The sequence below is a fragment of the Pseudomonas sp. GL-B-26 genome, from assembly GCF_019947405.1.
Taxonomy (GTDB): Bacteria; Pseudomonadota; Gammaproteobacteria; order Pseudomonadales; family Pseudomonadaceae; genus Aquipseudomonas.
This window is the reverse complement of the sequence record NZ_JAGYGJ010000004.1, coordinates 175,322-199,309: the sequence shown is the minus strand read 5'-3', so window position 1 is coordinate 199,309 and position 23,988 is coordinate 175,322. Positions and strand designations below refer to the sequence as shown.

Here is a 23,988-nt window from a genome sequence, read left to right as displayed (position 1 = left end):
TTGCCCCTTTCCCAGAGGCCGAACGCAGGCGTTGCGCAGGGGGCACCGCGGCAAGGATGCCGCGGTAGCCGCCCCCGGCCATGGATGGCCGATGGCGGCGGGCCCCCGGAGCAATGCCGGAGTGAGGACATGCCGAGCCTAGGCGAGGCACCGAATGGAGGGGCAAAAGCGCTTTGGTTACTTTGGCGCTTTTCCAAAGTGACTCGCTGTAAAAGCGAAACCAATAGCAGCCGTTACCGCAGAAATGGATATGTACCCCGACCAAAATCATAGGTCAGCGGTCAGCGGTCAGCGGTCAGTCTTCGCGAGCAAGCCGGATCGCCGCACCGCCGCTCCCACATCGGATTTTCGTTAGCCCTCAGGCCATCGTTTCCTGGCGGCTTTCATGCTGCCGAGCATCACTGGCAATCAACTGCTTGATCCCTTCAAACAACTCATCCCCCTGAGCCTCCGTGCAGTCCTCGCCATAGCGCTTGCGCAACCCGTAATGGCTAAGAATCAAATGCACATCCGCGTGCAGACCATGCTGCTTCAAGCAGTTTTCAACGCATTGCAACGGGCAACCATCCAGCGCAAAAATCCGCCGCCCCGAGCGTGCCTTGTTAACCAGCGCCGCCACATGCCCGCCGACCCCGACGATGCAGGACATTTCCGCCAGGCCGCTGCGATCGAGCCGCACAGCCAGGGTATTGGCCAGTTGGGCGACGTTGGAGCAGCCTGAGCAGGAGTAAATCAAGGGCAAGGTTGAACGGGGCATGAGCGCTCTCCATGGATGGACTTCTTCAGTGTGCAGCGCCGGTGGCGTTGCGCATTGACGGCGGTCAATTCCGTCTATTGGAACGCCGCGAGATCCTCTTCGGCGAGGATGCTGATGTTGCGTCGTTCCATGGCGATGAGGCCGCTGTCCACCAGGCGGTGCAAGATCCGCGAAAAGGTTTCTGGCTGGATACCCAACTTCGAGGCGACCAGGCGTTTGGACACCTGCAAAACAATCAAACCGCTGACCGGGTTGCGTTCCTGGAACAGGAAATTGATCACCCGCCGACTCGCACTGGCCATGGTCAAGGTGTCGATGTCGCGCAGACGCAGGTGCAAATGCACACTCATGCTCGCCAGGATCGCCAGGCAAACTTTCGGCTGGTCTTCGAGGGCGTTGCGGTAATGGCTGCCCTCGATACTCACCAGCACGCTGTCCTTCAGCGCCGTGGCGCTCACAGGGTAGAGGCGGGCCTGGCTGAACAGCAAGGCTTCGGCAAACGTCTGGCCGGGCTGAATGATTTCCACCAGGTTTTCCTGGCCTTCGCCGGTAAGCCGGTACAACTTGATCTGGCCGCTGACCAGCAGGAAAAAGCGCTTGGCCGGATCCCCTTGGTGCATGAGTGTGCTGTGACAGGCCAGGCGCTTGAGCATCGCCAGGCCGCAGACTTCCTCGAAGATTTTCTCCGGCAACTGGCTGAACAGATGGTGACGACGCAACGTTAAAACGATGGAAGGGTGGGTCAGCATGGCGTACCTCCGCTGGCGCTCATAGTAGAGAGCGCCGGCCGGATGACCTATGCCTCTGCCGGCTTACCTCCAAAGAGGCATGCCCGTCAGCCGGCATTGCGCAGATGCTCCATGGCCCACACCGCCGCCTCTACCCGCGAGCGCAAGCCGAGTTTGTGCAGCAGGTTTTTCACGTGAACCTTGACCGTGCCTTCGGTGATGCCCAGCTTGTGCCCGATGACTTTGTTGCTGAAGCCGCTGGCGATGGTTTTCAGCACCTGACGTTCACGCTCGGTCAGTTCCACCACAGTCTGGCGCTGCGGTGAGCGCAGTGCCTGGGCCATGACTTGGGTCAGCCCCGGGCTGATCACCAATTCGCCGTTCAAGGCATTGCGGATGTACTGAATCAACAGTTCGGGCTCCATGTCCTTGAGCAGGTAGCCGTCGGCATCCAGACGCAGTGCGTCGCGAATATCGTCTTCGGCATCCGAGACCGTGAACAGCAGCACCTTGCCGGTGTAGTGCATCGCTCGTAACTGGCGCAGGGTTTCAATGCCATTCATTAGCGGCATGTTGTTATCGAGCAACACCAGGTCCGGTTGCAGCGGTTCGATCAGACTGAGTGCTTCTTCACCGTTGTTGGCTTCACCGACGATCAGGAAATCATCTTCGAGTTCGAGCATCTGGCGGATGCCGTGACGCATCATCGGGTGGTCGTCGACCAATAGGATGGTGTGTTGCAGGGAGGGGTTCATGTGACGCTACCTTCTGTTTGCTGCCCGAGAAACTCCGGTTGGAATTCCATTTGGACGCGGGTGCCTTGTGGCTCCCTGGAGACTATTTCGAGTTGACCGCGCAAGCTGCGGGCCCGCTCATCCATGATTTTCAGGCCGTGGTGTTCGCGTTGGTCGACGTTGCCGCTGAAGCCGCGCCCGTCGTCTTCGACGATGAGCCTGACGGTCTCACCGTCCTGACGCAGTTGCAGCCAGGCGTTTTGCGCATGGGCGTGGCGCAGGCAGTTGGAGAGCGCTTCGCGGGTGATCTGCAAGATGTGGATTTGCTCGCTGGCCGATAATTGAAAGGCCAGCGCATCGACGTGCAGGTGCACCTGGAATTCGCCGCGACGGGAGAACTCCTCGGCGGTGTCCTTGAGTTCCTGTACCAGTCCCGCATCGTGAATCTGCAAGCGAAAGGTGGTCAGCAACTCGCGTAACTGGCGGTAGGCATTGTTCAGTCCCTCGCGCAGTTCGGCGGTGACGTTTTCCAGGGTTTCGACCGGTTCGCCACGGCGCATCAGGGTCTGCAGGCGGCTGACTTGCAGCTTCATGTAGGACAGGGCCTGGGCCAGTGAGTCGTGCAGCTCGCGGGCAATGATCGTGCGTTCGTCGAGCAGCAGCAGGCGATGATCCTGTTCCCGTTGACGCTTGAGCGAGAGCGAGGTGCCGATCAGGTTGGCCAGGGCCTGGATCAGTTGGGTTTCCCAGGCTTGGGTTGGATGTCCGTCGACAAAATGCGCCTTGAGTTCACCCAGTTCACTGCCTTGGTTGCTGATGCTGAAGGTTTGCGGACTGGCTTTATGGTGCTTCTGACACGTGGCGCAATCGCTGCTGGCGCAGACTTCGCGGATGTTCGCGCCATGCAGGGCGAGCAACTGCTGGGCCGGTGCCTGCATTTGTCCTTGCAGGCACAGCGACAGGCGCAAGCCGGGCAGGCGTTGCTGGAAGCGTCGAATCAACTCATCCAGCCCTTCGGCATTGGCCAGGCGTGTGGCCAGGCTTCGGCTGCTTTGGTACAGCAACTCGAGGGCGGCATTGGCTTGTTGCAGGTTCAGGGTTTTTTGCTGGACCTGACTCTCAAGGGTGCGATGCGAGTCTTCGATCGTCTCGGCCATGGCGTTGAAGCTCATGGCCAACTGGCCCAGTTCGTCCTGGGACTGATGGTTGACCCGCACCTTGAAATCGCCGCGACGGAAGCGCTGGGTCGCGTCCACCAACTCTTTCAGGGGCATGACGACCCCGTACTGCAATTCGTAGAGCCCAACCAGCAGGACGAACAGGGTGGTGAACAAGGCCAGGCCCTGGATCACCTGTTGCCAGCCTTGCTTCTGTTCGCTTTGGCGCTGCAACAGGTTGACGAACTGGTTCAGTTGTTCAATGAAGGGCAGGGCCTGGACCTGAAAATAGGCGGCATCGCCGCGCTCCAGTGCCGGGCGCAAATCCTCATTCCAGTTTTGCTGGATTTTCCCGTAGCTGATTTGCAGGGCCGCGGTCGGGCCATCTTCCAGCACCGCCTTGAGTGACTGGCTGTTGAGGCGGGTTTGCAGGCTGTCGCTGATGGCGATGATTTCTTCGCCGGTTGCACCCGCGGCCAGTTTCCAGCTCAGGTGGTAAGTCTCCATGCGCACCGAGCCTGCGGTGTTGATGGCGGCCGCATCGCCCTGGCTGAACCAGGCGATCAGTCCAGCGCTCAACGAACTGGCGAGGGCGAGCACGGCGATCAGGATCACCGCCAGCCCGGCGCGAGCGGGCAGGGAGCTGCGCAACCAGCGGATCATCGGCGCAGGTCCGGGAAAAAATCAGGAAAACCGAGCATGTGCAGCTCCAGGATGGGTTTTGCCGCCGATCCAGGGCGCGCTACCTCTAAAGAGTTGTCGACTGATCCTTGTCAGCAAAAACCTTGGTGGAAAACCTTAAGGCGCTGATAAATCAACGGTTTTAGGGTTTTCCTGTACTACCTCCTTAGAGGTAGACCGCACAAGCATAGGCCTATGCCCACATGGGCTTCGTTGACATGGATCAAGTTTTTGCGGGGTTGGCCTCTCTAGTCTGCCGCCATGGCTAATTGATTGGAGAGCATTTGTGAACCCACCGCGTGTACGACAAGGCTTGGTGCTGGGCATGAGCACGCTGGCCTTCACTGTCTGTTTCATGGTCTGGATGATGTTTGCCGTGCTCGGTGTACCGATCAAGGACCTTCTCCAGCTCAACGAAACCCAGTTCGGCCTGCTGGCCGCGACCCCGGTCCTGACCGGCTCGCTGGTGCGGTTGCCGCTGGGGCTGCTGACCGACCGCTTTGGCGGGCGCAGCGTGTTCTTCCTGCTGATGCTGGCCTGCGTGGCGCCGCTCTACCTGATCAGTCACGCCACCGCCTACTGGCAGTTCCTGGTGCTGGGCTTGTTCGTCGGCCTGGCCGGCGGTTCGTTCTCGGTCGGGATTGCCTACGTCGCCAAATGGTTCGACAAAGAGAATCAGGGCTTCGCGATGGGCATCTTCGGCGCCGGTAACGCCGGGGCCGCGGTGACCAAGTTTCTCGCCCCGGCACTGATCGCTGCCGGCAGCTGGCAGCTGGTGCCGAAAGTCTTCAGCGCGATCCTCTTTATTACTGCGCTGTTGTTCTGGTTCCTCAGCGCTGAAAACAAGGACCACCGCAGTGTCACCGGCGCCTCGTTGCGTGAGCAATTGAGCTCGCTGAAGGACCCGGCGGTGTGGCGCTATTGCCAGTACTACTCGATCGTCTTCGGTGGTTATGTCGCCCTCGCGCTGTGGATGACCAAGTACTACGTGCAGGAATACGGTTTCAGCCTGCAAAGCGCGGCGCTGCTGGCGGCCTGTTTTTCCCTGCCCGGTGGCGTGCTGCGTGCCGTCGGTGGCTGGATGTCGGATCGCTGGGGTGCGCAAAGCGTGACCTGGTGGGTGTTGTGGGTCAGCTGGATCTGCCTGTTCCTGCTCTCGTATCCCCAGACCCAACTGCAAGTGCAAACGATCAACGGCCCGGTGGATTTCCACATCGGCCTCAATCCCGCGCTGTTCACCGTGCTGCTGTTCGTCATGGGCATCGCCTTCGCGTTCGGCAAGGCCTCGGTCTTCAAATATATCGCCAACGACTATCCGAAAAACATGGGTGCGGTGTCCGGCATCGTCGGCCTCGCCGGTGGCCTGGGCGGTTTCGTGTTGCCGATCCTGTTCGGCGCCCTGGTGGACCTCACCGGCGTGCGCTCTTCCTGCTTCATGTTGATGTACGGCGTGGTCTGGGTCTCCCTCACCTGGATGTACTTCAGCGAGATACGCAAAAGCCCGGTGCTGGGTAAAGCGCCGCTGCTGACCCCGTCCCCGATTTCGAGCATTGCCCTAGGAGAAGAACATGTCCGTTCTGCAAAAGCCTGACAAAGGCCCGGTCATTCATGACTGGCGCCCCGAGGACCCAGCATTCTGGGGAAGTAGCGGCAAACAGACCGCCACGCGCAACTTGTGGATTTCCATTCCCGCGCTGCTGCTGGCCTTTGCGGTGTGGATGGTCTGGAGCACGGTGATCGTGCGTTTGAACGCCATCGGTTTCAGCTTCACCACCGACCAGCTGTTCTGGCTGGCAGCGTTGCCGGGGCTGTCCGGGGCGACGTTGCGCGTCTTCTATTCCTTTATGGTGCCGATCTTCGGCGGCCGTCGCTGGACCGCCCTGAGCACCGCGTCGCTGTTGCTGCCCTCGATCTGGATGGGCTTCGCCGTGCAGGACCCGAGCACCTCGTACAGCGTGTTCGTGTTGATTGCCTTGCTCTGCGGTTTCGGTGGCGGCAACTTTGCCTCGAGCATGTCCAACATCAGCTTCTTCTATCCCAAGTCGCAGCAGGGCACGGCCCTTGGCCTCAACGCCGGGCTGGGTAACCTGGGCGTCTCGGTGATGCAGTTCTGTGTACCGCTGGTGATTACCTTCGGTGTGTTCGGTTTCATGGGCGGCTCGCCGCAAGCGTTGCCGGATGGCGGCCAGTTGTGGTTGCAGAACGCCGGCTTCATCTGGGTGCCGTTCATTGTCCTGGTGACTGTGCTGGCCTGGTTCGGCATGAATGACCTGTCCAGTGCCCGCGCTTCCTTCAGCGAGCAAGCGGTCATCTTCAAACGCAAACACAACTGGCTGATGTGCTGGTTGTACCTGGCGACCTTCGGTTCGTTCATCGGTTTCTCCGCCGCGTTTCCGCTGCTGATCAAAACCTCGTTCCCTGATGTCATCGCGTTGAAATTCGCCTTCCTCGGCCCGTTGGTCGGTGCGCTGGTACGCCCATTGGGCGGCTGGCTGGCGGACAAGCTCGGCGGCGCGAAAGTGACCTTGTGGAACTTCGTGGCGATGATCGTGATGGTCTTCGGCGTCATGCACTTCCTGCCGCAGAACGGTTTACCCGGCAACTTCTACGGCTATCTCGGCATGTTCATGCTGCTGTTCATTACCACGGGCATCGGCAACGGCTCCACCTTTCGCATGATCCCCGTGATCTTCCGCACCCAGCACGAAAAATCCTCGGCCGGAAAACCACCCGCCGTGCGCGAACAAGCGCTGAAGAATGCCGGCAAAGAGTCCGCTGCGGTCCTGGGCTTCAGTTCGGCCATGGGCGCCTTCGGTGCGTTCTTCATTCCAAAATCCTTCGGCTCTTCGATGGCCCTGACCGGCGGCCCGGAGATGGCCTTCTACATGTTCGTCGGCTTTTACCTGAGCTGCATCGTGGTGACGTGGTGGTGGTACGCGCGCAAAGGTGCCGCGACACCCTGCTGAATCGAGCCGAATCCAACCATTGCGTGGGCGGGGCACAGACTCCGCGACAAAGCCTGAGAGGACTACACCGTGAGTCATTTACTGGATCAATTGCGGTTTTTCAATCGCAAGCAAAACGAGTTTTCCGACGGTCATGGCGAGACCCGCAAAGAGTCTCGCGACTGGGAGAACGTCTACCGTTCGCGCTGGCAGTACGACAAGATCGTGCGTTCCACCCACGGGGTGAACTGCACCGGCTCTTGCTCGTGGAAGATCTACGTCAAGAACGGCCTGATCACCTGGGAAACCCAGCAGACCGACTACCCGCGTACCCGTAACGATCTGCCCAACCATGAGCCCCGTGGCTGCCCGCGTGGTGCCAGTTACAGCTGGTACATCTACAGCGCCAACCGACTCAAGTACCCGAAAATCCGCAAGCCGTTGCTCAAGCTCTGGCGCGATGCGCGACAAACCATGGCGCCGGTCGAGGCCTGGGCCAGCATCGTCGAGGACAAGGCCAAGGCCGACTCCTATAAAAGCAAGCGCGGCATGGGTGGCTTCATTCGTTCCAACTGGGAGGAAGTCAACGAGATCATCGCTGCTGCCAACGTCTACACCATCAAACAGTACGGTCCTGACCGGATCGTCGGCTTCTCGCCGATTCCGGCGATGTCGATGGTCAGCTATGCCGCAGGTTCGCGTTACCTGTCGCTGATCGGTGGCGCCTGCCTGAGTTTCTACGACTGGTACTGCGACTTGCCACCGGCCTCGCCGATGGTCTGGGGCGAGCAGACCGACGTGCCGGAATCGGCCGACTGGTACAACTCCAACTACATCATTGCCTGGGGCTCCAACGTCCCGCAGACCCGTACTCCCGACGCGCACTTCTTTACCGAAGTCCGTTACAAGGGCACCAAGACCGTCGCGATCACCCCGGACTACTCGGAAGTCGCCAAGCTCACCGACCTGTGGCTGAACCCTAAACAAGGCACCGATGCGGCGCTGGCCCAGGCGTTCAACCATGTGATCTTCAAAGAATTCCACCTGGACAAACCGAGCGCCTATTTCACCGACTACGCCAAGCGCTTCACCGATTTGCCGGTGCTGGTGCTGCTCAAGCAAATGGTCGACAAGGCACCGGGCGCCGGTTACCAGCCGGACCGCTTCCTGCGCGCCAGTGACCTGACCGACAACCTCGGCCAGGAAAACAACCCGGAATGGAAAACCATCGCCCTCGATGTCAGCGGCGAACTGGTGTCCCCTCAGGGCTCCATCGGTTATCGCTGGGGCGAGAAGGGCAAGTGGAACATCCTGCCCCGTGAAGGCGGCGAAGGCCGTGAGATCGATCTGAAGCTGAGCCTGATCGGCGATGACGTTGCCGAAGTGGCGTTCCCGTATTTTGCCGGCGAGTCCCACGAGCACTTCCAGCACGTGGCCGGCGATGCCGTGCAATACCGCCGCGTGCCGGTGCATAACGTAGTGCTGGCGGACGGCAGCGTGGCCAAAGTCGCCACCGTGTTCGACCTGTCGGCCGCCAACCTGGCCATCGATCGCGGCCTCGGCGGCGAAAACGTGGCCAAGGATTACGACGACGCTTCCGTGCCTGGCACCCCGGCGTGGCAGGAGCAGATCACCGGCGTCAGCCGCGAGAAAGCCATCCAGATTGCCCGTGAGTTCGCCGACAACGCCGACAAGACCAAGGGTCGCTCGATGATCATCGTCGGCGCGGCGATGAACCACTGGTACCACATGGACATGAACTACCGCGGGCTGATCAACATGCTCATGCTCTGCGGGTGTGTCGGCCAGACCGGTGGCGGTTGGGCGCACTACGTTGGTCAGGAAAAACTCCGTCCGCAATGCGGCTGGCTGCCCCTGGCGTTCGGCCTGGACTGGAACCGTCCGCCTCGCCAAATGAACGGCACCAGCTTCTTCTACGCCCACAGTTCGCAGTGGCGCCACGAGAAGATGAGCATGCACGACGTACTCTCGCCGCTGGCCGATAAATCGCAATTCCCTGAGCATGCGCTGGACTACAACATCCGCGCCGAACGTGCCGGCTGGTTGCCCAGCGCACCGCAACTCAACACTAACCCTTTGCACATTTGCCGTGACGCGGCTGCGGCCGGCATGGACCCGAAAGACTACGTGGTCAAGTCGCTGCAGGACGGCTCGCTGCGCTTCTCCTGCGAACAGCCGGACAGCCCGGTCAACTTCCCGCGCAACATGTTCATCTGGCGTTCCAACCTGCTGGGCTCCTCGGGCAAGGGCCACGAGTACATGCTCAAGTACCTGCTCGGTACCAAGAACGGTGTGATGAACGAAGACATCGGCCAGGTCGGCGACTGCAAACCCGAAGAAGCCGAATGGGTGGACGAGGGCGCCATTGGCAAGCTCGATCTGGTCACTACGCTGGACTTCCGCATGTCCTCGACCTGCGTCTATTCCGACATCGTGTTGCCGACCGCGACCTGGTACGAAAAAGACGACATGAACACCTCGGACATGCACCCGTTCATTCACCCGTTGTCGGCAGCGATCGACCCGGCGTGGGAATCGCGTTCCGACTGGGAAATCTACAAAGGCATCGCCAAGGCGTTTTCCAGCATGTCCGAAGGGCACCTGGGCGTTGAGAAGGATCTGGTGACCATCCCGTTGATGCACGACAGCGTCGGCGAACTGGCCCAACCGTTTGGCGGCACCGACTGGAAAAGCGACGGCGTGGCACCGGTGCCGGGCAAGAACGCACCGAACCTGCATGTGGTGGAGCGTGACTACCCGAACATCTACAAACAGTTCTCGTCCCTCGGGCCATTGCTGGAGAAAAACGGCAACGGCGGCAAAGGCATCAACTGGAACACCGAAGACGAAGTGAAATTTCTAGGTGAACTCAATCACAAAGAAGGCGATGCCGGTATCAGCCAGGGTCGGCCGAAAATCGACACGGCCATCGATGCCGCAGAAGTGATTCTGTCCCTGGCGCCGGAAACCAACGGCCAGGTCGCCGTCAAGGCCTGGGCCGCGCTGTCGGAATTCACCGGTATCGACCACAGCCACCTGGCGCTGTCCAAGGCCCATGAGGCCATCCGTTTCCGCGACATTCAGGCACAGCCGCGCAAGATCATTTCCAGCCCGACCTGGTCGGGTCTTGAAGACGATCACGTCAGCTACAACGCCGGCTACACCAACGTTCACGAAGGGATTCCATGGCGCACCATCACCGGTCGCCAGCAGTTCTACCAGGATCACCCGTGGATGCAGGCGTTCGGCGAGCAACTGATGAGTTATCGCCCGCCCGTCAACACCCGCACCATCGAAGGGGTGAAAGGCAAGCGCAGCAACGGCCACAAGGAAATCGTCCTGAACTGGATTACCCCGCACCAGAAATGGGGCATTCACAGCACCTACAGCGACAACCTGCTGATGCTCACCCTCAGCCGTGGCGGGCCAATTGTCTGGCTCTCGGAGAACGACGCGAAAAGCGCCGGCATCGAGGACAACGACTGGATCGAGTGCTTCAACGTCAACGGCGCACTGACCGCCCGGGCGGTGGTCAGCCAGCGCGTCAAGGACGGCATGGTGATGATGTACCACGCACAGGAACGGATCGTGAACGTGCCCGGTTCGGAAACCACCAAGACCCGTGGCGGACACCACAACTCGGTCACCCGCGTCGTGCTCAAGCCGACCCACATGATCGGCGGCTATGCCCAGCAAGCCTACGGTTTCAACTATTACGGCACGGTCGGTTGCAACCGCGATGAATTCGTCGTGGTGCGCAAAATGTCCAAAGTCGACTGGCTCGATGGTTCAAGTGGCGATGACCTGCCGCGTCCACTGCCGACCGATATCGAGGAGAACTGAGATGAAGATTCGCTCACAAATCGGCATGGTTCTGAACCTGGACAAATGCATCGGTTGCCACACCTGTTCCATTACCTGCAAAAACGTCTGGACCAGCCGCGAAGGCATGGAATACGCGTGGTTCAACAACGTCGAATCGAAACCCGGCATCGGCTACCCGAAAGAATGGGAAAACCAGGACAAGTGGAAGGGCGGCTGGATCCGCAATGCCAACGGCACGATCAACCCGCGCATCGGCGGTAAATTCCGCGTGTTGGCGAACATTTTCGCCAACCCGGATCTGCCGAGCCTCGACGACTATTACGAACCGTTCGACTTCGATTACCAGCACCTGCACACCGCACCACTGGGCGAGCATCAGCCCACTGCGCGCCCGCGTTCGCTGATCTCCGGCAAGCGCATGGAGAAAATCGAGTGGGGCCCGAACTGGGAAGAAATCCTCGGCACCGAATTCGCCAAGCGCCGCAAGGACAAGAACTTCGACAAGATTCAGGCGGACATTTACGGCGAGTACGAAAACACCTTCATGATGTATTTGCCGCGCCTGTGCGAGCACTGCCTCAACCCGACGTGCGCAGCGGCTTGCCCGAGCGGTGCGATCTACAAGCGTGAAGAAGACGGCATCGTCCTGATTGACCAGGAGAAATGCCGTGGCTGGCGGATGTGCATCAGCGGCTGCCCGTACAAGAAGATCTATTTCAACTGGAAGAGCGGCAAGTCCGAGAAATGCATCTTCTGCTACCCGCGTATCGAAGCCGGGATGCCGACCGTTTGCGCAGAAACCTGCGTCGGGCGCATCCGCTACCTCGGTGTGTTGCTGTATGACGCCGACCGGATCAGCGAAGTGGCGAGCACTGCCAATGAGCAGGACCTGTACGAGAAACAACTGGAGATCTTCCTCGACCCGAATGACCCGGCGGTGATTCGTCAGGCTCTGGCCGATGGTGTGCCGCAGTCGGTGATCGACTCAGCCCAGCGTTCGCCGGTCTACAAAATGGCCGTGGACTGGAAACTCGCACTGCCGCTGCACCCGGAATACCGCACTTTGCCGATGGTCTGGTACGTACCGCCACTGTCGCCGATCCAGAACGCTGCCACTGCCGGCACCGTTGGTATGAACGGGGTGATCCCGGATGTTGACAGCCTGCGGATACCACTGAAGTACCTGGCCAACCTGCTGACGGCGGGCGATGAAAAACCGGTCAAGCGTGCGCTTAAACGCTTGCTGGCGATGCGCGCCTACAAACGTTCCGAGCAAGTCGATGGCGTTCAGGACCTGCAAGTACTGAAGGATGTCGGCTTGAGCGTGGCCCAGGTCGAGGAGATGTATCGCTACCTGGCGATTGCCAACTACGAAGACCGTTTCGTGGTACCGAGCGCCCACCGTGAAGACGCCATGAGCGACGCCTTCGCCGAGCGTTCCGGTTGCGGCTTCAGTTTCGGCAGCGGCTGCAGCGGCAGTTCCGACACCAACATGTTCGGCGCCAAGAAAGCCAACCGCCGCGACATCCTGAAAACCGTCCAGTTGTGGGAGGAATGAGCATGCAAATTCTCAAAGTGATTTCGCTGCTGCTCGATTACCCGACCGAGACGCTGATTAGCGGTCGCGACGAACTGGAGCAAGCGATCATCCAGTCGCGGGAAATCAGCCCGACGCAGCGTGGTGCGTTGTTCGAATTGCTCGAGCTGATCTGCGGCAATGACCTGATGGACGGGCAGGAGCACTACGGTGCGCTGTTCGGTCGGGGGCGCTCGCTGTCGCTGCTGTTGTTCGAGCATGTGCACGGTGAATCCCGCGACCGTGGCCAGGCGATGGTCGACATGATGGCGCAATACGAAGAAGCCGGTTTTGCCATCGGCGTCAAAGAGCTGCCCGATTACATTCCGCTGTACCTGGAGTTCCTCTCCACCCGCGAAGACATCGAGGCCCGCGAGGGCCTGGCGGATGTTTCGCACTTGCTGGCCTTGCTCGCTGCACGTCTGGAAGAGCGCGAAAGCGCCTATGCCAGCTGCTTCCGGGCGCTGCTGCAAATTGCCGGGGCCGAGCCGCATCAAGCGGTCGCCGACCTGCGGGCGCAGGTCGCGGCGGAACCTCGCGACGACTCCCTTGAAGCCCTCGACAAGATCTGGGAAGAGGAGGCCGTGGACTTCCTCCAGGCCGAACAGCAGGACCGTTGCAGTTCGCTGCCTAGCGCTCCGGGCAAGGCCCGGGAAGAAAGCGCGGTGCCGTTGCACTGGGTGGATTTTCAGCATGAAGGGTTGGCCGCCGTGCCAGCCAAGGAGGTAGGCAATGTCTAAATGGAACCTGTTGTTGTTCGGGGTCTATCCCTACGTAGCCCTGGCGATTTGCCTGATCGGAAGTTGGGCCCGCTTCGACCTGTCGCAATACACCTGGAAAGCAGGTTCGAGCCAGATGCTCAACCAACGCGGCATGCGCGTGGCGAGCAACTTCTTCCACATCGGTGTGTTGTTCGTGCTGGCGGGGCATTTCGTCGGCCTGCTGACCCCGGCGTCGATTTATCACCACGTGATCAGCACTGAGAACAAGCAGTTGCTGGCAATGGTTTCGGGCGGGTTCTTCGGTCTGTTGTGCCTGATCGGCCTGCTGATGCTGGTTAACCGGCGGCTCAGCGACCCTCGGGTCCGTGCCACCTCCAGTCCTTCGGACATCCTGATTCTGCTGGTGCTGCTGGCGCAATTGCTGCTCGGTCTGCTGACCATCGTCGCGTCCACCGGGCACATGGACGGCTCGGTGATGGTGATGCTCGCCGATTGGGCGCAGAACACCGTGCTGTTGCGTCCGGTGGAAGCAGCGGCGGCCATCGCGCCGGTCAGTCTGATCTACAAGTTGCATGTGTTTCTCGGTTTGACCCTGTTTGTGCTGTTCCCCTTCACCCGTCTCGTACACATGATCAGCGCACCGATCTGGTACCTGGGGCGTCGTTATCAAATCGTTCGTCAGAAGTACTGAGGAGACAATCATGTCAGGTGGATGTGGATGTGGTGGTGGTAACGGGGGCAGCGGTGGCTGCGGTTCTTCAAAAAAAGCCGAGGACGTTCTCGACATCGCGCCGGTCGCAGAGGCGCAGTTTGAAGCCCTGCCGGTTGAGCCCGCAGGGGCCGATGACGCCCCGGCGCAGTTGATCGCCAGCAGTGAACAGGAGTGGCCGATCATCAGCGTCAACGAGGTGTCGATCACCCCGGAGGCGATGGCCCAGGAGCTGCAATATCACCCGGCCGAAAGCCGTGAGGAGGCGGTCTACCTGGCCGCCCGGGCGCTGGTGATCCGCGAGTTGTTGCAGCAGCGCATCACCGAGCTCGGTGTGTCGCTGGAGATCGGCGCCGGTGAGAACGAAGAAGAAGCGGCTACGCGCTTGCTGCTCGAACGTGAGGTGCACGTGCCTCAGTGCGATGAGGAAACCAGCCTTCGTTACTACGAAAACAATCGCGGACGCTTCCACAGCGCGCCGTTGCTGGCAGTGCGGCACATCCTGCTCGAATGCGCGCCGGATGATGTCGAGGCGCGCGCCGTTGCGCATGATCAGGCGGAAGTTCTGCTGCAACGACTGGAAGAATTCCCCGGCAGTTTCGCCGAGCTGGCCGTGAAATATTCGGCCTGCCCGTCGAAGGCTCAGGGTGGTTCTTTGGGACAAATTAGCAAGGGCCAGACCGTGCCCGAACTGGAGCGTCAGTTGTTCACTCTGGCACCGGGTCTGGCCAGCAAACCGCTGGAAAGTCGCTACGGCTGGCATGTGGTCAGTGTCGATCAGCGGATCGAAGGCATGCCGTTGCCCTATGAAGTGGTGTCGACGGCGATCCGCACGCAGTTGCAGCAAGGCGTCTGGCAGAAAGCGCTGGTGCAATACCTGCAAACCCTGATCGGTGCGGCGGATATTCGCGGCATCCACTTGCAGGGCGCCGACTCACCGCTGGTGCAGTGAGCATCGAGGCAAACCGGGAGAAGTGATGAACGCTGTGATGCAGGATGGTTTTGGGCGGCAGATCGATTATCTGCGGATGTCGGTGACGGACCGCTGTGATTTTCGTTGTGTGTATTGCATGGCGAAAAACATGACGTTCCTGCCGCGTCAGCAGGTGCTCACGCTGGAGGAGTTGCAGCGTTTGGCGACGCTGTTCGTTGGCTTGGGTGTACGCAAAATCCGTCTGACCGGCGGCGAGCCGCTGATCCGTCCGGGCATTGTCGAACTGTGCCGCAACATCGCCGCGTTGCCCGGTTTGCGCGAACTGGTGATGACCAGCAACGGCTCGCAACTGGGCCGTCTGGCCCGGCCGTTGGTCGACGCCGGGGTCAAGCGGATGAACATCAGCCTCGATAGCCTGGACGACCAGAAGTTTCGGGCGATCACCCGTAACGGCGATCTCGATCAGGTGCTCAACGGCATTGAAGCGGCGCGGGACGCAGGGTTCGAGCGGATCAAGCTCAACTGCGTGGTGATGAAAGGACGCAATTTCGATGAAGTCCCGGCGTTGGTGCAATACGCCATCGACCAACGCATCGACATCAGTTTCATAGAGGAAATGCCCTTGGGCGACGTCGGTCGTTCCCGGGGTGAATCGTTCTGTTCCAGCGACGAAGTGCGCACGTTGATCGCCAGCCAGCATCGCTTGCTCGACAGCACCGAGAACAGCGGCGGGCCGGCGCGTTATGTGCGTCTGGAACGCCATCCCGAGACCCGGATCGGTTTTATTTCGCCCAATAGTCACAACTTTTGTGGCAGCTGTAATCGGGTGCGGATGACTGTTGAAGGGAAGCTGTTGCTGTGTCTGGGACAGGACGATGCTCTGGATTTACGTGGATTGCTGAGGCGTTATCCGCTGGATGACCAACCGGTGATCAATGCGGTGCAGAAGGCCTTGCGCGGTAAACCGCTGCGGCATGATTTCAGTCCCGACAGGGAGGTGCAGATTGTGCGTTTCATGAACATGAGTGGCGGTTGATTCGGGGGCTGTGTGCTGATCCGTAATCCACCCCTCACCCTAACCCTCCCGAAACGTCGGACCGCCCCAGAGGGGCGAGGGGACTGACCGAGTTGCATATACGAAACTCTGCGACCTGGGCCTTCAGGTTGAACTCAAGTTTTGGAAGCGATAAAGATCTGCTCCCTTTCCCCCTCGCCCCTCTGGGGAGAGGGCTGGGGTGAGGGGTGGATTTCAGATCAGAGTGTTTACCCCTGGCTTACCAACAGTTTTCCTTTGCCGCCTCAGGGCGGTTTTTTTTTGCCGGCAAATCTTGATATCGATCAATTGCGAATCAGCACTTTGTCCGTAGCCTTCACTGCATCTTGTGGTTTTAAGTTTATTTAAGTCTATATGTAGTGTCTGGAGGCCAAATGCAGAGCACGCTGATCGCAGTAGGATGTAACCGCTTGCACAAGCGCGATGGCAGTCAGGTCGCCTTCGATGCCGACAAAATCCGTCAGGCATTGATCGCCGCCGGCAAGGCGACGGGGGAGTACGGCGAGGTTGAGGTTGAAGGCTTGCTTCAGGCGGTATTGGCGAGGCTCGAAGGATTGCCAAGACTCCATGTCGAGCAAATCCAGGACCGTGTTGAACGGGTGTTGATGGACGCCGGTTTCTTCCTCGCCATGCGCGCCTACATCGTCTACCGCGAACAGCACGGGCGCTTGCGCCGCGACCGCCGGACCCTGGTCGAAGTGGCGACCTCGATGAACGAATACCTGGACCGTGAAGACTGGCGGGTCCAGGCCAACGCCAATCAGGGCTATTCCCTGGGCGGTCTGGTGTTGAACGTGTCAGGCAAGGTCACCGCCAACTACTGGTTGGACGAGGTGTACAGCGAAGCCATCGGCCAGGCCCACCGCGAGGCGGATTTGCATGTGCATGACCTCGACATGCTCGCCGGTTACTGCGCGGGCTGGTCGCTGCGCACCCTGTTGCACGAAGGGCTCAACGGTGTGCCGGGACGAGTCGAAGCCGGTCCGCCGAAGCACTTGAGCAGTGCCCTGGGGCAGATGGTGAATTTCCTCGGCACCCTGCAAAACGAATGGGCCGGCGCCCAGGCGTTCAGCTCGTTCGACACCTACCTGGCGCCCTATGTGCGCAAGGATCAGCTAAGTTTTCAGGAGGTGCGCCAGGCGATCCAGGAGTTCATCTACAACCTCAACGTCCCCTCGCGCTGGGGCACCCAGACGCCGTTCACCAACCTGACCTTCGACTGGGTGTGCCCGCAAGACTTGCGTGAGCAGATACCCGTCATCGGCGGTGAGGAAATGCCGTTTGCCTATGGCGACCTGCAAGTCGAAATGGAACTGCTCAACCGCGCTTACATCGAGGTGATGCAGGCCGGCGATGCGAAAGGGCGGGTGTTCACCTTTCCGATCCCGACCTACAACATCACCCACGACTTTCCGTGGGACAGTGAAAACGCCGACCGCCTGTTCGAGATGACTGCGCGTTACGGTCTGCCGTATTTCCAGAACTTCCTCAATTCGGACCTGCAACCCAATCAGGTGCGCTCGATGTGCTGCCGTTTGCAGCTGGATGTCCGCGAGTTGCTCAAGCGGGGCGGCGGCTTGTTTGGCTCGGCGGAGCAGACCGGATCGCTCGGCGTCGTCACCATCAACTGCGCGCGGCTGGGCTATGTGTTCAAGGGAGATACCAGCGGTTTGCTGCAGCGCCTGGACGCGCTGATGGAACTGGCGATGGAGAGCCTGGAGGTCAAGCGCAAGGTGATTCAGCACCACATGGATGCCGGTTTGTACCCGTATACCAAGCGCTACCTCGGAACCCTGCGTAACCACTTCTCGACCATCGGCCTCAACGGCATGCATGAAATGCTGCGCAACTTCACCGGCGACGAGGAGGGCATGCACACCGAGCACGGCCGGCAGTTTGCCCTGAAGATGCTCGATCATGTGCGCGCCACGTTGCTGCGATTCCAGGAAGAAACCGGCCACATGTACAACCTGGAAGCGACGCCGGCCGAGGGCACGACCTACCGCTTCGCCAAGGAAGACCTCAAGCGCTACCCCGACATTCTCCAGGCCGGCAGCGTGCAAGCACCGTATTACACCAACTCCTCACAACTGCCCGTGGGCTACACCGAAGACCCTTTCGAGGCCCTGGAACTTCAAGACGAGCTGCAATGCAAATACACCGGCGGCACGGTCTTGCACCTGTACATGGCCGAGCGAATTTCTTCGACCGAGGCCTGCAAGCAGTTGGTGCGCAAAGCCCTTGGCCGCTTCCGCCTGCCGTACCTGACCGTGACCCCGACGTTCTCCATCTGCCCGGTGCACGGCTACCTCGATGGCGAGCATGAGTTCTGCCCCAAGTGCGACGAAGCACTGCTGCTGCAAGAACAGAAACCCGGCACCGTTCATTGATTTCGATCCACTCAACTGCAAGGAGCTTCACCATGACTGCATCGCAAACATTGCCCCAGGCTCAACGTCAACGCTGCGAAGTCTGGACTCGGGTAATGGGCTATCACCGCCCTGTGTCGGCGTTCAATCCGGGCAAACAGTCGGAGCACCGCGAGCGGGTGCACTTCACTGAAGGCGCGGCATTGGCCGGGCGCCAATGAGTCGAACGCTTCGGGTCGGGGGCATGGTGCCCCTGACCACTATCGACTATCCGGGACAGCTCGCCTGCGTGCTGTTTTGCCAGGGTTGCGCCTGGCGTTGTCGTTACTGCCATAACCCGCAGTTGATCCCGCCTCGTGGCACAGTCGAAGTGGATTGGCGGCGGGTGTTGGCGTTTCTGCAACGGCGTCAGGACCTGCTCGATGCGGTGGTGTTCAGTGGCGGAGAGCCCACCTTGCAGGACGGTTTGCTCGGCGCCATGGATGAGGTGCGGGCGATGGGATTTCGCATCGGCTTGCACAGCGCCGGCATCAAGCCCGTAGCGTTCGCCAAGGCACTGGCCGGGGCCGACTGGGTCGGTTTCGATGTCAAGGCGTTGCCCGAAGACTGCCAGGCGATCACCCGGGTCGAGGGCAGCGGAACGGCCAACTGGCGCAGCCTTGAGCATCTGCTGGCCAGCGGTGTCGACTACGAATGCCGCACCACCGTGCATTGGCATCTGTTTGAGCCGGCGCGTCTGCTGATCCTCGCCAAGCGCTTGAGCGAACTCGGCGTCAAGCGCTTCGCCGTGCAGTTGGTTCGCACCGAGCGGATGTTCGATCCGCTGTTGCCAAGCGTTTCGGCACAAGCCTTGCTTCCTGACTTATGGGAAGCCATGCGCGAATTGTTTCCAGCCTTCGTGTTACGGGGGTAACCGAGGCTGAGGTTTTACGTTTAGCAGGGACATCCATCATTAGGTTTTCAAATGCGCTGCCAATCGGCAGGTATCAAACGGGGAGCATTTGATATGGCCAAATTAACCACAGCACAACGTATCGTCATCGGCTTTGCCATCGCGCCGTTGGCTTTGATGGGCATGGCGTTTTACGCGTTGCACGATCTGGCAACGCTCAAGGAACAGGCGGTAGTCATCGTCAAGCAGGACTGGCCGAAGATCGATCCGATCATGGTCATTGCCACCGGCGTGCGCGATAACGCCAGGAACACTCGGGACTTACTGATCGATAAAGACAATCAGCAAGTTCAGCAGTCGATCGACACCACCAAGAAACGGATCACCCAGGCACTCGAAACGCTTGAGCCGTTGTTCTATTTGCCCGAGGGCAAAACCGCTTATGCCGCGCTGAAGAAGAATCGCGAAGCCTACGTGGCGGCGTTCACTCAAGTGCAGGTGTTGATCCGGCAAGGGGCCTTCGATGACGCCATGACACAGCTGAAACAAAAGGTCGTGCCGGCCGAGCGCGAGGTTTATGGCAGCCTGGATCAGTTGATGGCGCTGCAAGGCAAAATATTCGCCGACCGGGAACAGTCGGCGCAGGAACTGTACAGCGATGCCCGGCGCAATATGCTCGGGTTGTTTTTGTTCTGTGTGGCGCTGGTTATCGCCGCGGCGGTGATCGTCACGCGCAGTGTGACCCGTCCATTGGGCGGCGAACCGGATGATGCCGCACGGTTTTTGAGTCAGATCGCTCAAGGCGACCTGACGATTCAGGTGCCCGTGAACTCAAGTGTCGGCGGCAGCGTGATGATGAACATGCACCAGATGCAGCAAAGTCTGAATGCCATGGTCAAGCACATCGCGACTTCGGTTGACCAGGTGGCCAGTTCCTCCGAAGAGCTGAGTGCGGTCAGCAGCCAGACCAGCAGCAACCTGCAATTGCAGGGGCTGGAGATCGAGCAGGCGGCCACCGCAGTGAACCAGATGACCGCTGCGGTCGATGAAGTGGCGCGCAATGCGGTCAGCACCTCCGAGGCCTCGCGGCAATCCGAGCAAACCGCACAGCGCGGGCGTGAACAGGTTCAGGAAACCGTGGTTTCAATCGGTGCACTGGCCGAGGGCGTCACCGACACCTCACAACGCATCGAGCAACTGGCGGGCCGGGTGCAGGACATCAGTAAGGTGCTGGACGTGATTCGTAGCATCGCCGAGCAGACCAATTTGCTGGCCCTCAACGCGGCCATCGAAGCGGCCCGTGCCGGTGATGCCGGACGCGGTTTTGCCGTGGTCGCCGATGAAGTGCGCGCCTTGGCGCATCGCACTCAAGAGTCCACCCAGGAGATCGAGCAGATGATTGGCAACATTCGCCTCGATACCGGCCACGCGGTGACGGCCATGCAAAGCAGCAGCAACCTGGTGCGGGCCACCCTTGAAGTGGCGCAACGCTCGGGTGATGCATTGGATGAGATCACCCGGTCGATCTCGCAGATCAACGAGCGCAACATGATGATTGCCAGTGCCACGGAGGAGCAGGCATTGGTGGCGCGGGAGGTGGATCGCAATCTGATGGGGATTCGCAACTTGTCCGAGCAGGTCTTGCTGGGTGCCCAGCATACTCACACGGCGGGTCATGATTTGGCGCAGATGGCCGGGGCGCTGCACCAGACGGTGGCGCGTTTTAAAGTCTAGGTAATTCGGGGTGGTGGTTGTGGATGAGGGCGCTCAGGACCAGCCCCAGAACTGCAACCACCAGCCGAACCCTACCAAGCCGATTGCGAGTAACAGGCAAGTGCTGCCAGCGCAGCGACGAACCTGGGAAAGGCCTTCGCGGTTAAGCCGTTTCCATCCCAGCAACAGGCTCCAGCCCATCGCGGCCATTAACAGACAAGCCCTGGCCGGTTGTACCCATTCCAGCAGCAGACCTTCATAGCGCAGCAATTTCACCGTTGTGGCCGACAGCCCGAGAAACAATCCCGCACCACCCAGGGGCGTGAGTGTCAGCGCCAGGGGCCAATACAGTGCAGGATCTTGCGCCAGTCGAGCCGTCAGGCGCAGCAGGATCATCAACGCCGTGCCCAACACCATCGAGCTCAAACCCAGATAAACGACGATGCTGAAACCATCGAGCCAACTGAAGCTGTCGTTGAGCTGTGGGTAATGGGTGAGCAGCCACCAGGGCGCGTTGTCCTGCAATGCCCAGAGTTGGTCGTGCTGGACCAGCCATTCGGCGAGGGTTTGTTTGAGGGCGACGAACCATGGGCTGACTGTCCACTGGAACGCGCCCATGGCCAGGCCGATCACACCGAACAGCAATAAGCGCGCGTCCCACGGTGACAGCGTCTGCGCTGTAGCGTGAAGAATCTCTTGGTTGCTGGAGCGGGCGATCAGCTGAACGGCGCCGCGTTGTCCGCTGCAGCGTCCGCAGGCATGGCAGTCACTGGCGCCTCGCATTCGACGGATATCGAGCAAGGGCGCGCAGTTGGGCGGCGGCAGGCGTGGCGGGGCATTGTCCATCCAGCGTTGTTCGTCGACCTGAAAATGTACGGGAGCCAGGCGGGCGAGCAGGGCGAAGACGCCGCTGACCGGGCACAGGTATCGGCACCAGACCCGCTTGCCCCGAGCAAACAGAAACCCGACAACGACCGCAGCGACGGTCGAACCACCCAGAATCAACAGCGCCGCCTGGGCGTAGTCATAGACGCTGATCAACTGGCCGTAGAGGGTCGTCAGGCAGAACGCGAGGGTTGGCCAGCCGCCCCAGCGCAACCAGCGCGGCACCCCCAAACCTTTGCCGTAATGGCTGGCCCATTCGCTGAGTGAACCTTCCGGGCAGAGAACGCCACACCAGAGTCGTCCGAACAGCACGATCGACAGCAGCACGAACGGCCACCAAACGCCCCAGAACAAAAACTGCGCGAACAGGGTCAGGTTATCGAGCATCCGTGCCTGGCTGTCCGGCAGCGGCAACACCGCCGGTACCACCAATAGCAATGCGTAGAACAGTACAACGGCCCATTGCACGGCACGAATGACGGGCGCGTGACGACGCATGCCGTCGCCCAGGCGCTGCAGCCATCGATTGCGGCGACTCAGCTCAGGCATGGGACTTTTTCCGCAGCACGTTGACGCAGCCAACCGCCGACGGCCAGCCAATAGCCGGCCAGCACCAGTAACGTCATGCCGCTGGGCGTCGCGCGATAACCGGCAAAACCCGCGAGAAAACCACCCAGTCCATGGCTGTCGCTGAGCAATGCGCTGCTGTCCCAAAGCGCATCACCAACGAGGCGGTACATCACCTCCGGTAAATCCATGGCAAGTAATTGACCGCCGATTCGCTCGGTGCCGCTGACCAGCAATGCCGCGCCGAGTACCAGCAAAACAGCTTCGCTGATGGCAAAGAATCGCTGCCACGAAATGAACCGGCGACTGCTGTGCAGCAGGGTAATAGTCAGCGCCGACAACACCAGTCCTAATGCACCGCCGATAGTAAACAACCCGAGTTGCGGACCTCGCAATTGAGCACCGGCGCCATAGAGAAAGACCACCGTTTCACTGCCTTCGCGGCTGACGGCGAGCATGGCCAGCAGTAACAGACCTGCGCCACCTTGCCGGGCCAGGTGGCTATCGGCGTGTCGTTGCAAATCGTGCTTGAGCGTGCGCCCGTGGCGGTGCATCCAGCCGACCATTTGCACGATCAGCAGGCTGGCCACCAGCGCGAGTGCGGCCTGGAACCATTCACTGGCGGAGCCGCTCATGGCCTCACCGGCAAACAGAATCAATACCGCCAGCAGGCCCGAAAGCATCAACCCCAGCACGACACCCGTCCACAAGTACTTCGCCAGTCGATCACCCTGATGCTGCTGGCTGACCCAGGCCTGGAGAATGCCGATCACCAGCAGCGCCTCGACGCTTTCGCGCCAGACAATGAACATTGATTGATTCATCAAAACTCCGTGTTTGAACGGGTTATTTCGCGAGGATGCCGCCCTCGGGCAGTTGCGGATTGAACTCGTCGAAGAAGGGGTAGTGGCCGGGCCTGAGTGGGTGAATGACCACGAAGGTTGTCACGCCCGGCGACAGTACTTTTTCAACCCGCAACGGTGTGCTCTCGAACTCTGCTGGCCCTTGACCGATATTTTTCAGGATGATCTTGAAGCGCTGTCCGGCCGGCACCTCCAGCAGGGCCGGAGTGAAGTGACCATCGCGCAGGTTGAGTTCATAGCTCGGTAATTCGGCATAGGCCGTGAACGGCGCCACTGCTCCGGCAAGCATCAGCCAGGCAATCTGCAGGCGCTTCATTCAATAGCCGCCTTTTTTACCGATGCCGGCGTAGATGAATTCGTAGTGCAATTCGCAGCGTTCAAACCAGGGAGCCACACCGGTTTCCTTATCGGTATGGCGGCCAAGGGACCCATGACCGCCGGGCGGCAGGACGGTGAAGGTCAGCTGATATTTGCCTGGGCCGAGCAGCTTTACATTGTCGCCATAGTGCGGGCCGTCATTGGCGACCATGGCGTGGAAATCGCCTTTGAGTTCGTTCTCGTTGCCCTGCTTTTTCAGGTTGAACGAGACATTGAGGTAAGGCACGAAACTGCCTTCCTGGAAGCCCTGTCGATTGTCCGCCGTGGCGCGAATGTCGGCTTCCAGATGCACATCGGAATCCGCAGTGGCCCGCATCATGCCGGCAGGTGCCATCTCGATCGGCTGCAAATACACCGCCCCGACTTCCAGCCCCGGACACAACTGGGGTTCCCCGATCGGGTATTCCTTGGCCTGAGCCAACGGTGTGAGCAAGAGCAGGGCGAGTGACAGCGAAAAGGTCGTACGCATGATGTCTTC

The 23,988-nt window shown here is 60.2% G+C and carries 20 protein-coding genes and 1 pseudogene; 13 read left to right on the top strand and 8 right to left on the bottom strand.

All coding sequences use genetic code 11. From position 1 onward, the window contains the following. Positions 1-358: 358 nt before the first annotated feature. From KGB23_RS04675 to KGB23_RS04660, 4 genes are all read right to left on the bottom strand, one after another. Positions 359-757, bottom strand: coding sequence for a putative zinc-binding protein (locus KGB23_RS04675; RefSeq protein WP_223430089.1), 399 nt, complete (start codon positions 755-757; stop codon positions 359-361). A 74-nt stretch (positions 758-831) separates the two neighbouring features. Further along, positions 832-1,506, bottom strand: coding sequence for a Crp/Fnr family transcriptional regulator (locus tag KGB23_RS04670; protein WP_033059073.1), 675 nt, complete (start codon positions 1,504-1,506; stop codon positions 832-834). Positions 1,507-1,592: 86 nt separating this feature from the next. Continuing rightward, positions 1,593-2,240, bottom strand: a complete 648-nt coding sequence (narL, locus tag KGB23_RS04665) for a two-component system response regulator NarL (protein WP_046047384.1) — start codon at positions 2,238-2,240, stop codon at positions 1,593-1,595. Beyond that, positions 2,237-4,039 (bottom strand): HAMP domain-containing protein, encoded by a 1,803-nt coding sequence (locus tag KGB23_RS04660; protein WP_223430088.1) that lies wholly within the window; start codon positions 4,037-4,039, stop codon positions 2,237-2,239. The genes narL and KGB23_RS04660 overlap by 4 nt, the downstream gene beginning before the upstream one ends. Before the next feature lie 304 nt (positions 4,040-4,343). Between KGB23_RS04660 and KGB23_RS04655 the strand changes: the two genes are divergently transcribed. The 13 genes and pseudogenes from KGB23_RS04655 to KGB23_RS04605 all read left to right on the top strand — a co-directional run bounded on the left by KGB23_RS04655 (position 4,344) and on the right by KGB23_RS04605 (position 20,838). Continuing rightward, entirely contained in the window at positions 4,344-5,648 is a 1,305-nt protein-coding gene (locus KGB23_RS04655) for an MFS transporter (RefSeq protein WP_223430087.1), read from the top strand. After that, positions 5,626-7,023, top strand: a complete 1,398-nt coding sequence (locus KGB23_RS04650; protein WP_223430086.1) for a NarK family nitrate/nitrite MFS transporter — start codon at positions 5,626-5,628, stop codon at positions 7,021-7,023. Before KGB23_RS04655 ends, KGB23_RS04650 begins: the two co-directional genes overlap by 23 nt. Positions 7,024-7,092: 69 nt before the next feature. Then, positions 7,093-10,866, top strand: coding sequence for a nitrate reductase subunit alpha (locus tag KGB23_RS04645; protein WP_223430085.1), 3,774 nt, complete (start codon positions 7,093-7,095; stop codon positions 10,864-10,866). 1 nt (position 10,867) lies between these two features. Then, a complete protein-coding gene (gene narH, locus KGB23_RS04640; RefSeq protein WP_033059086.1) occupies positions 10,868-12,406 on the top strand; it encodes a nitrate reductase subunit beta in 1,539 nt (512 codons plus the stop codon). Between the two features lie 2 nt (positions 12,407-12,408). Beyond that, entirely contained in the window at positions 12,409-13,164 is a 756-nt protein-coding gene (gene narJ / locus KGB23_RS04635) for a nitrate reductase molybdenum cofactor assembly chaperone (RefSeq protein WP_223430084.1), read from the top strand. Next, entirely contained in the window at positions 13,157-13,837 is a 681-nt protein-coding gene (narI, locus tag KGB23_RS04630) for a respiratory nitrate reductase subunit gamma (protein ID WP_154848639.1), read from the top strand. The genes narJ and narI overlap by 8 nt, the downstream gene beginning before the upstream one ends. Positions 13,838-13,847: 10 nt before the next feature. Further along, positions 13,848-14,807, top strand: a complete 960-nt coding sequence (locus KGB23_RS04625) for a peptidylprolyl isomerase (protein ID WP_223430083.1) — start codon at positions 13,848-13,850, stop codon at positions 14,805-14,807. A gap of 25 nt (positions 14,808-14,832) precedes the next feature. After that, positions 14,833-15,825: a GTP 3',8-cyclase MoaA gene (moaA, locus tag KGB23_RS04620; RefSeq protein WP_223430082.1), complete on the top strand. Its 993-nt coding sequence runs from the start codon at positions 14,833-14,835 to the stop codon at positions 15,823-15,825. Between the two features lie 392 nt (positions 15,826-16,217). Then, positions 16,218-18,233 carry a ribonucleoside triphosphate reductase gene (locus KGB23_RS04615; protein WP_263288528.1) on the top strand — a complete coding sequence of 672 codons (2,016 nt, stop codon included), beginning with the start codon at positions 16,218-16,220 and terminating at the stop codon, positions 18,231-18,233. Between the two features lie 32 nt (positions 18,234-18,265). Next, positions 18,266-18,433, top strand: coding sequence for an anaerobic ribonucleoside-triphosphate reductase (nrdD, locus tag KGB23_RS30120; protein ID WP_008153595.1), 168 nt, complete (start codon positions 18,266-18,268; stop codon positions 18,431-18,433). Continuing rightward, the gene (locus KGB23_RS04610; RefSeq protein WP_223430081.1) at positions 18,430-19,125 is read left to right on the top strand and encodes an anaerobic ribonucleoside-triphosphate reductase activating protein; all 696 of its coding nucleotides are present in this window, start codon (positions 18,430-18,432) and stop codon (positions 19,123-19,125) included. The genes nrdD and KGB23_RS04610 overlap by 4 nt, the downstream gene beginning before the upstream one ends. 51 nt (positions 19,126-19,176) lie before the next feature. Further along, positions 19,177-19,740, top strand: a pseudogene (locus KGB23_RS30340) (MCP four helix bundle domain-containing protein); the annotation flags it as partial. Positions 19,741-19,776: 36 nt separating this feature from the next. Then, a complete protein-coding gene (locus KGB23_RS04605) occupies positions 19,777-20,838 on the top strand; it encodes a methyl-accepting chemotaxis protein (RefSeq protein WP_411741483.1) in 1,062 nt (353 codons plus the stop codon). Between the two features lie 33 nt (positions 20,839-20,871). Here the strand turns inward: KGB23_RS04605 and KGB23_RS04600 are convergent, their stop codons facing one another. The 4 genes from KGB23_RS04600 to KGB23_RS04585 are packed head-to-tail and all read right to left on the bottom strand — an operon-like array spanning position 20,872 to position 23,979. Continuing rightward, entirely contained in the window at positions 20,872-22,251 is a 1,380-nt protein-coding gene (locus KGB23_RS04600) for a 4Fe-4S binding protein (RefSeq protein WP_223430079.1), read from the bottom strand. Continuing rightward, positions 22,239-23,093 (bottom strand): FTR1 family protein, encoded by an 855-nt coding sequence (locus KGB23_RS04595; RefSeq protein ID WP_223430078.1) that lies wholly within the window; start codon positions 23,091-23,093, stop codon positions 22,239-22,241. The genes KGB23_RS04600 and KGB23_RS04595 overlap by 13 nt, the downstream gene beginning before the upstream one ends. Positions 23,094-23,115: 22 nt before the next feature. After that, the gene (locus KGB23_RS04590; RefSeq protein WP_223430077.1) at positions 23,116-23,448 is read right to left on the bottom strand and encodes a cupredoxin domain-containing protein; all 333 of its coding nucleotides are present in this window, start codon (positions 23,446-23,448) and stop codon (positions 23,116-23,118) included. Continuing rightward, entirely contained in the window at positions 23,449-23,979 is a 531-nt protein-coding gene (locus tag KGB23_RS04585; protein ID WP_008153602.1) for an iron transporter, read from the bottom strand. Between the last annotated feature and the right edge of the window lie 9 nt (positions 23,980-23,988).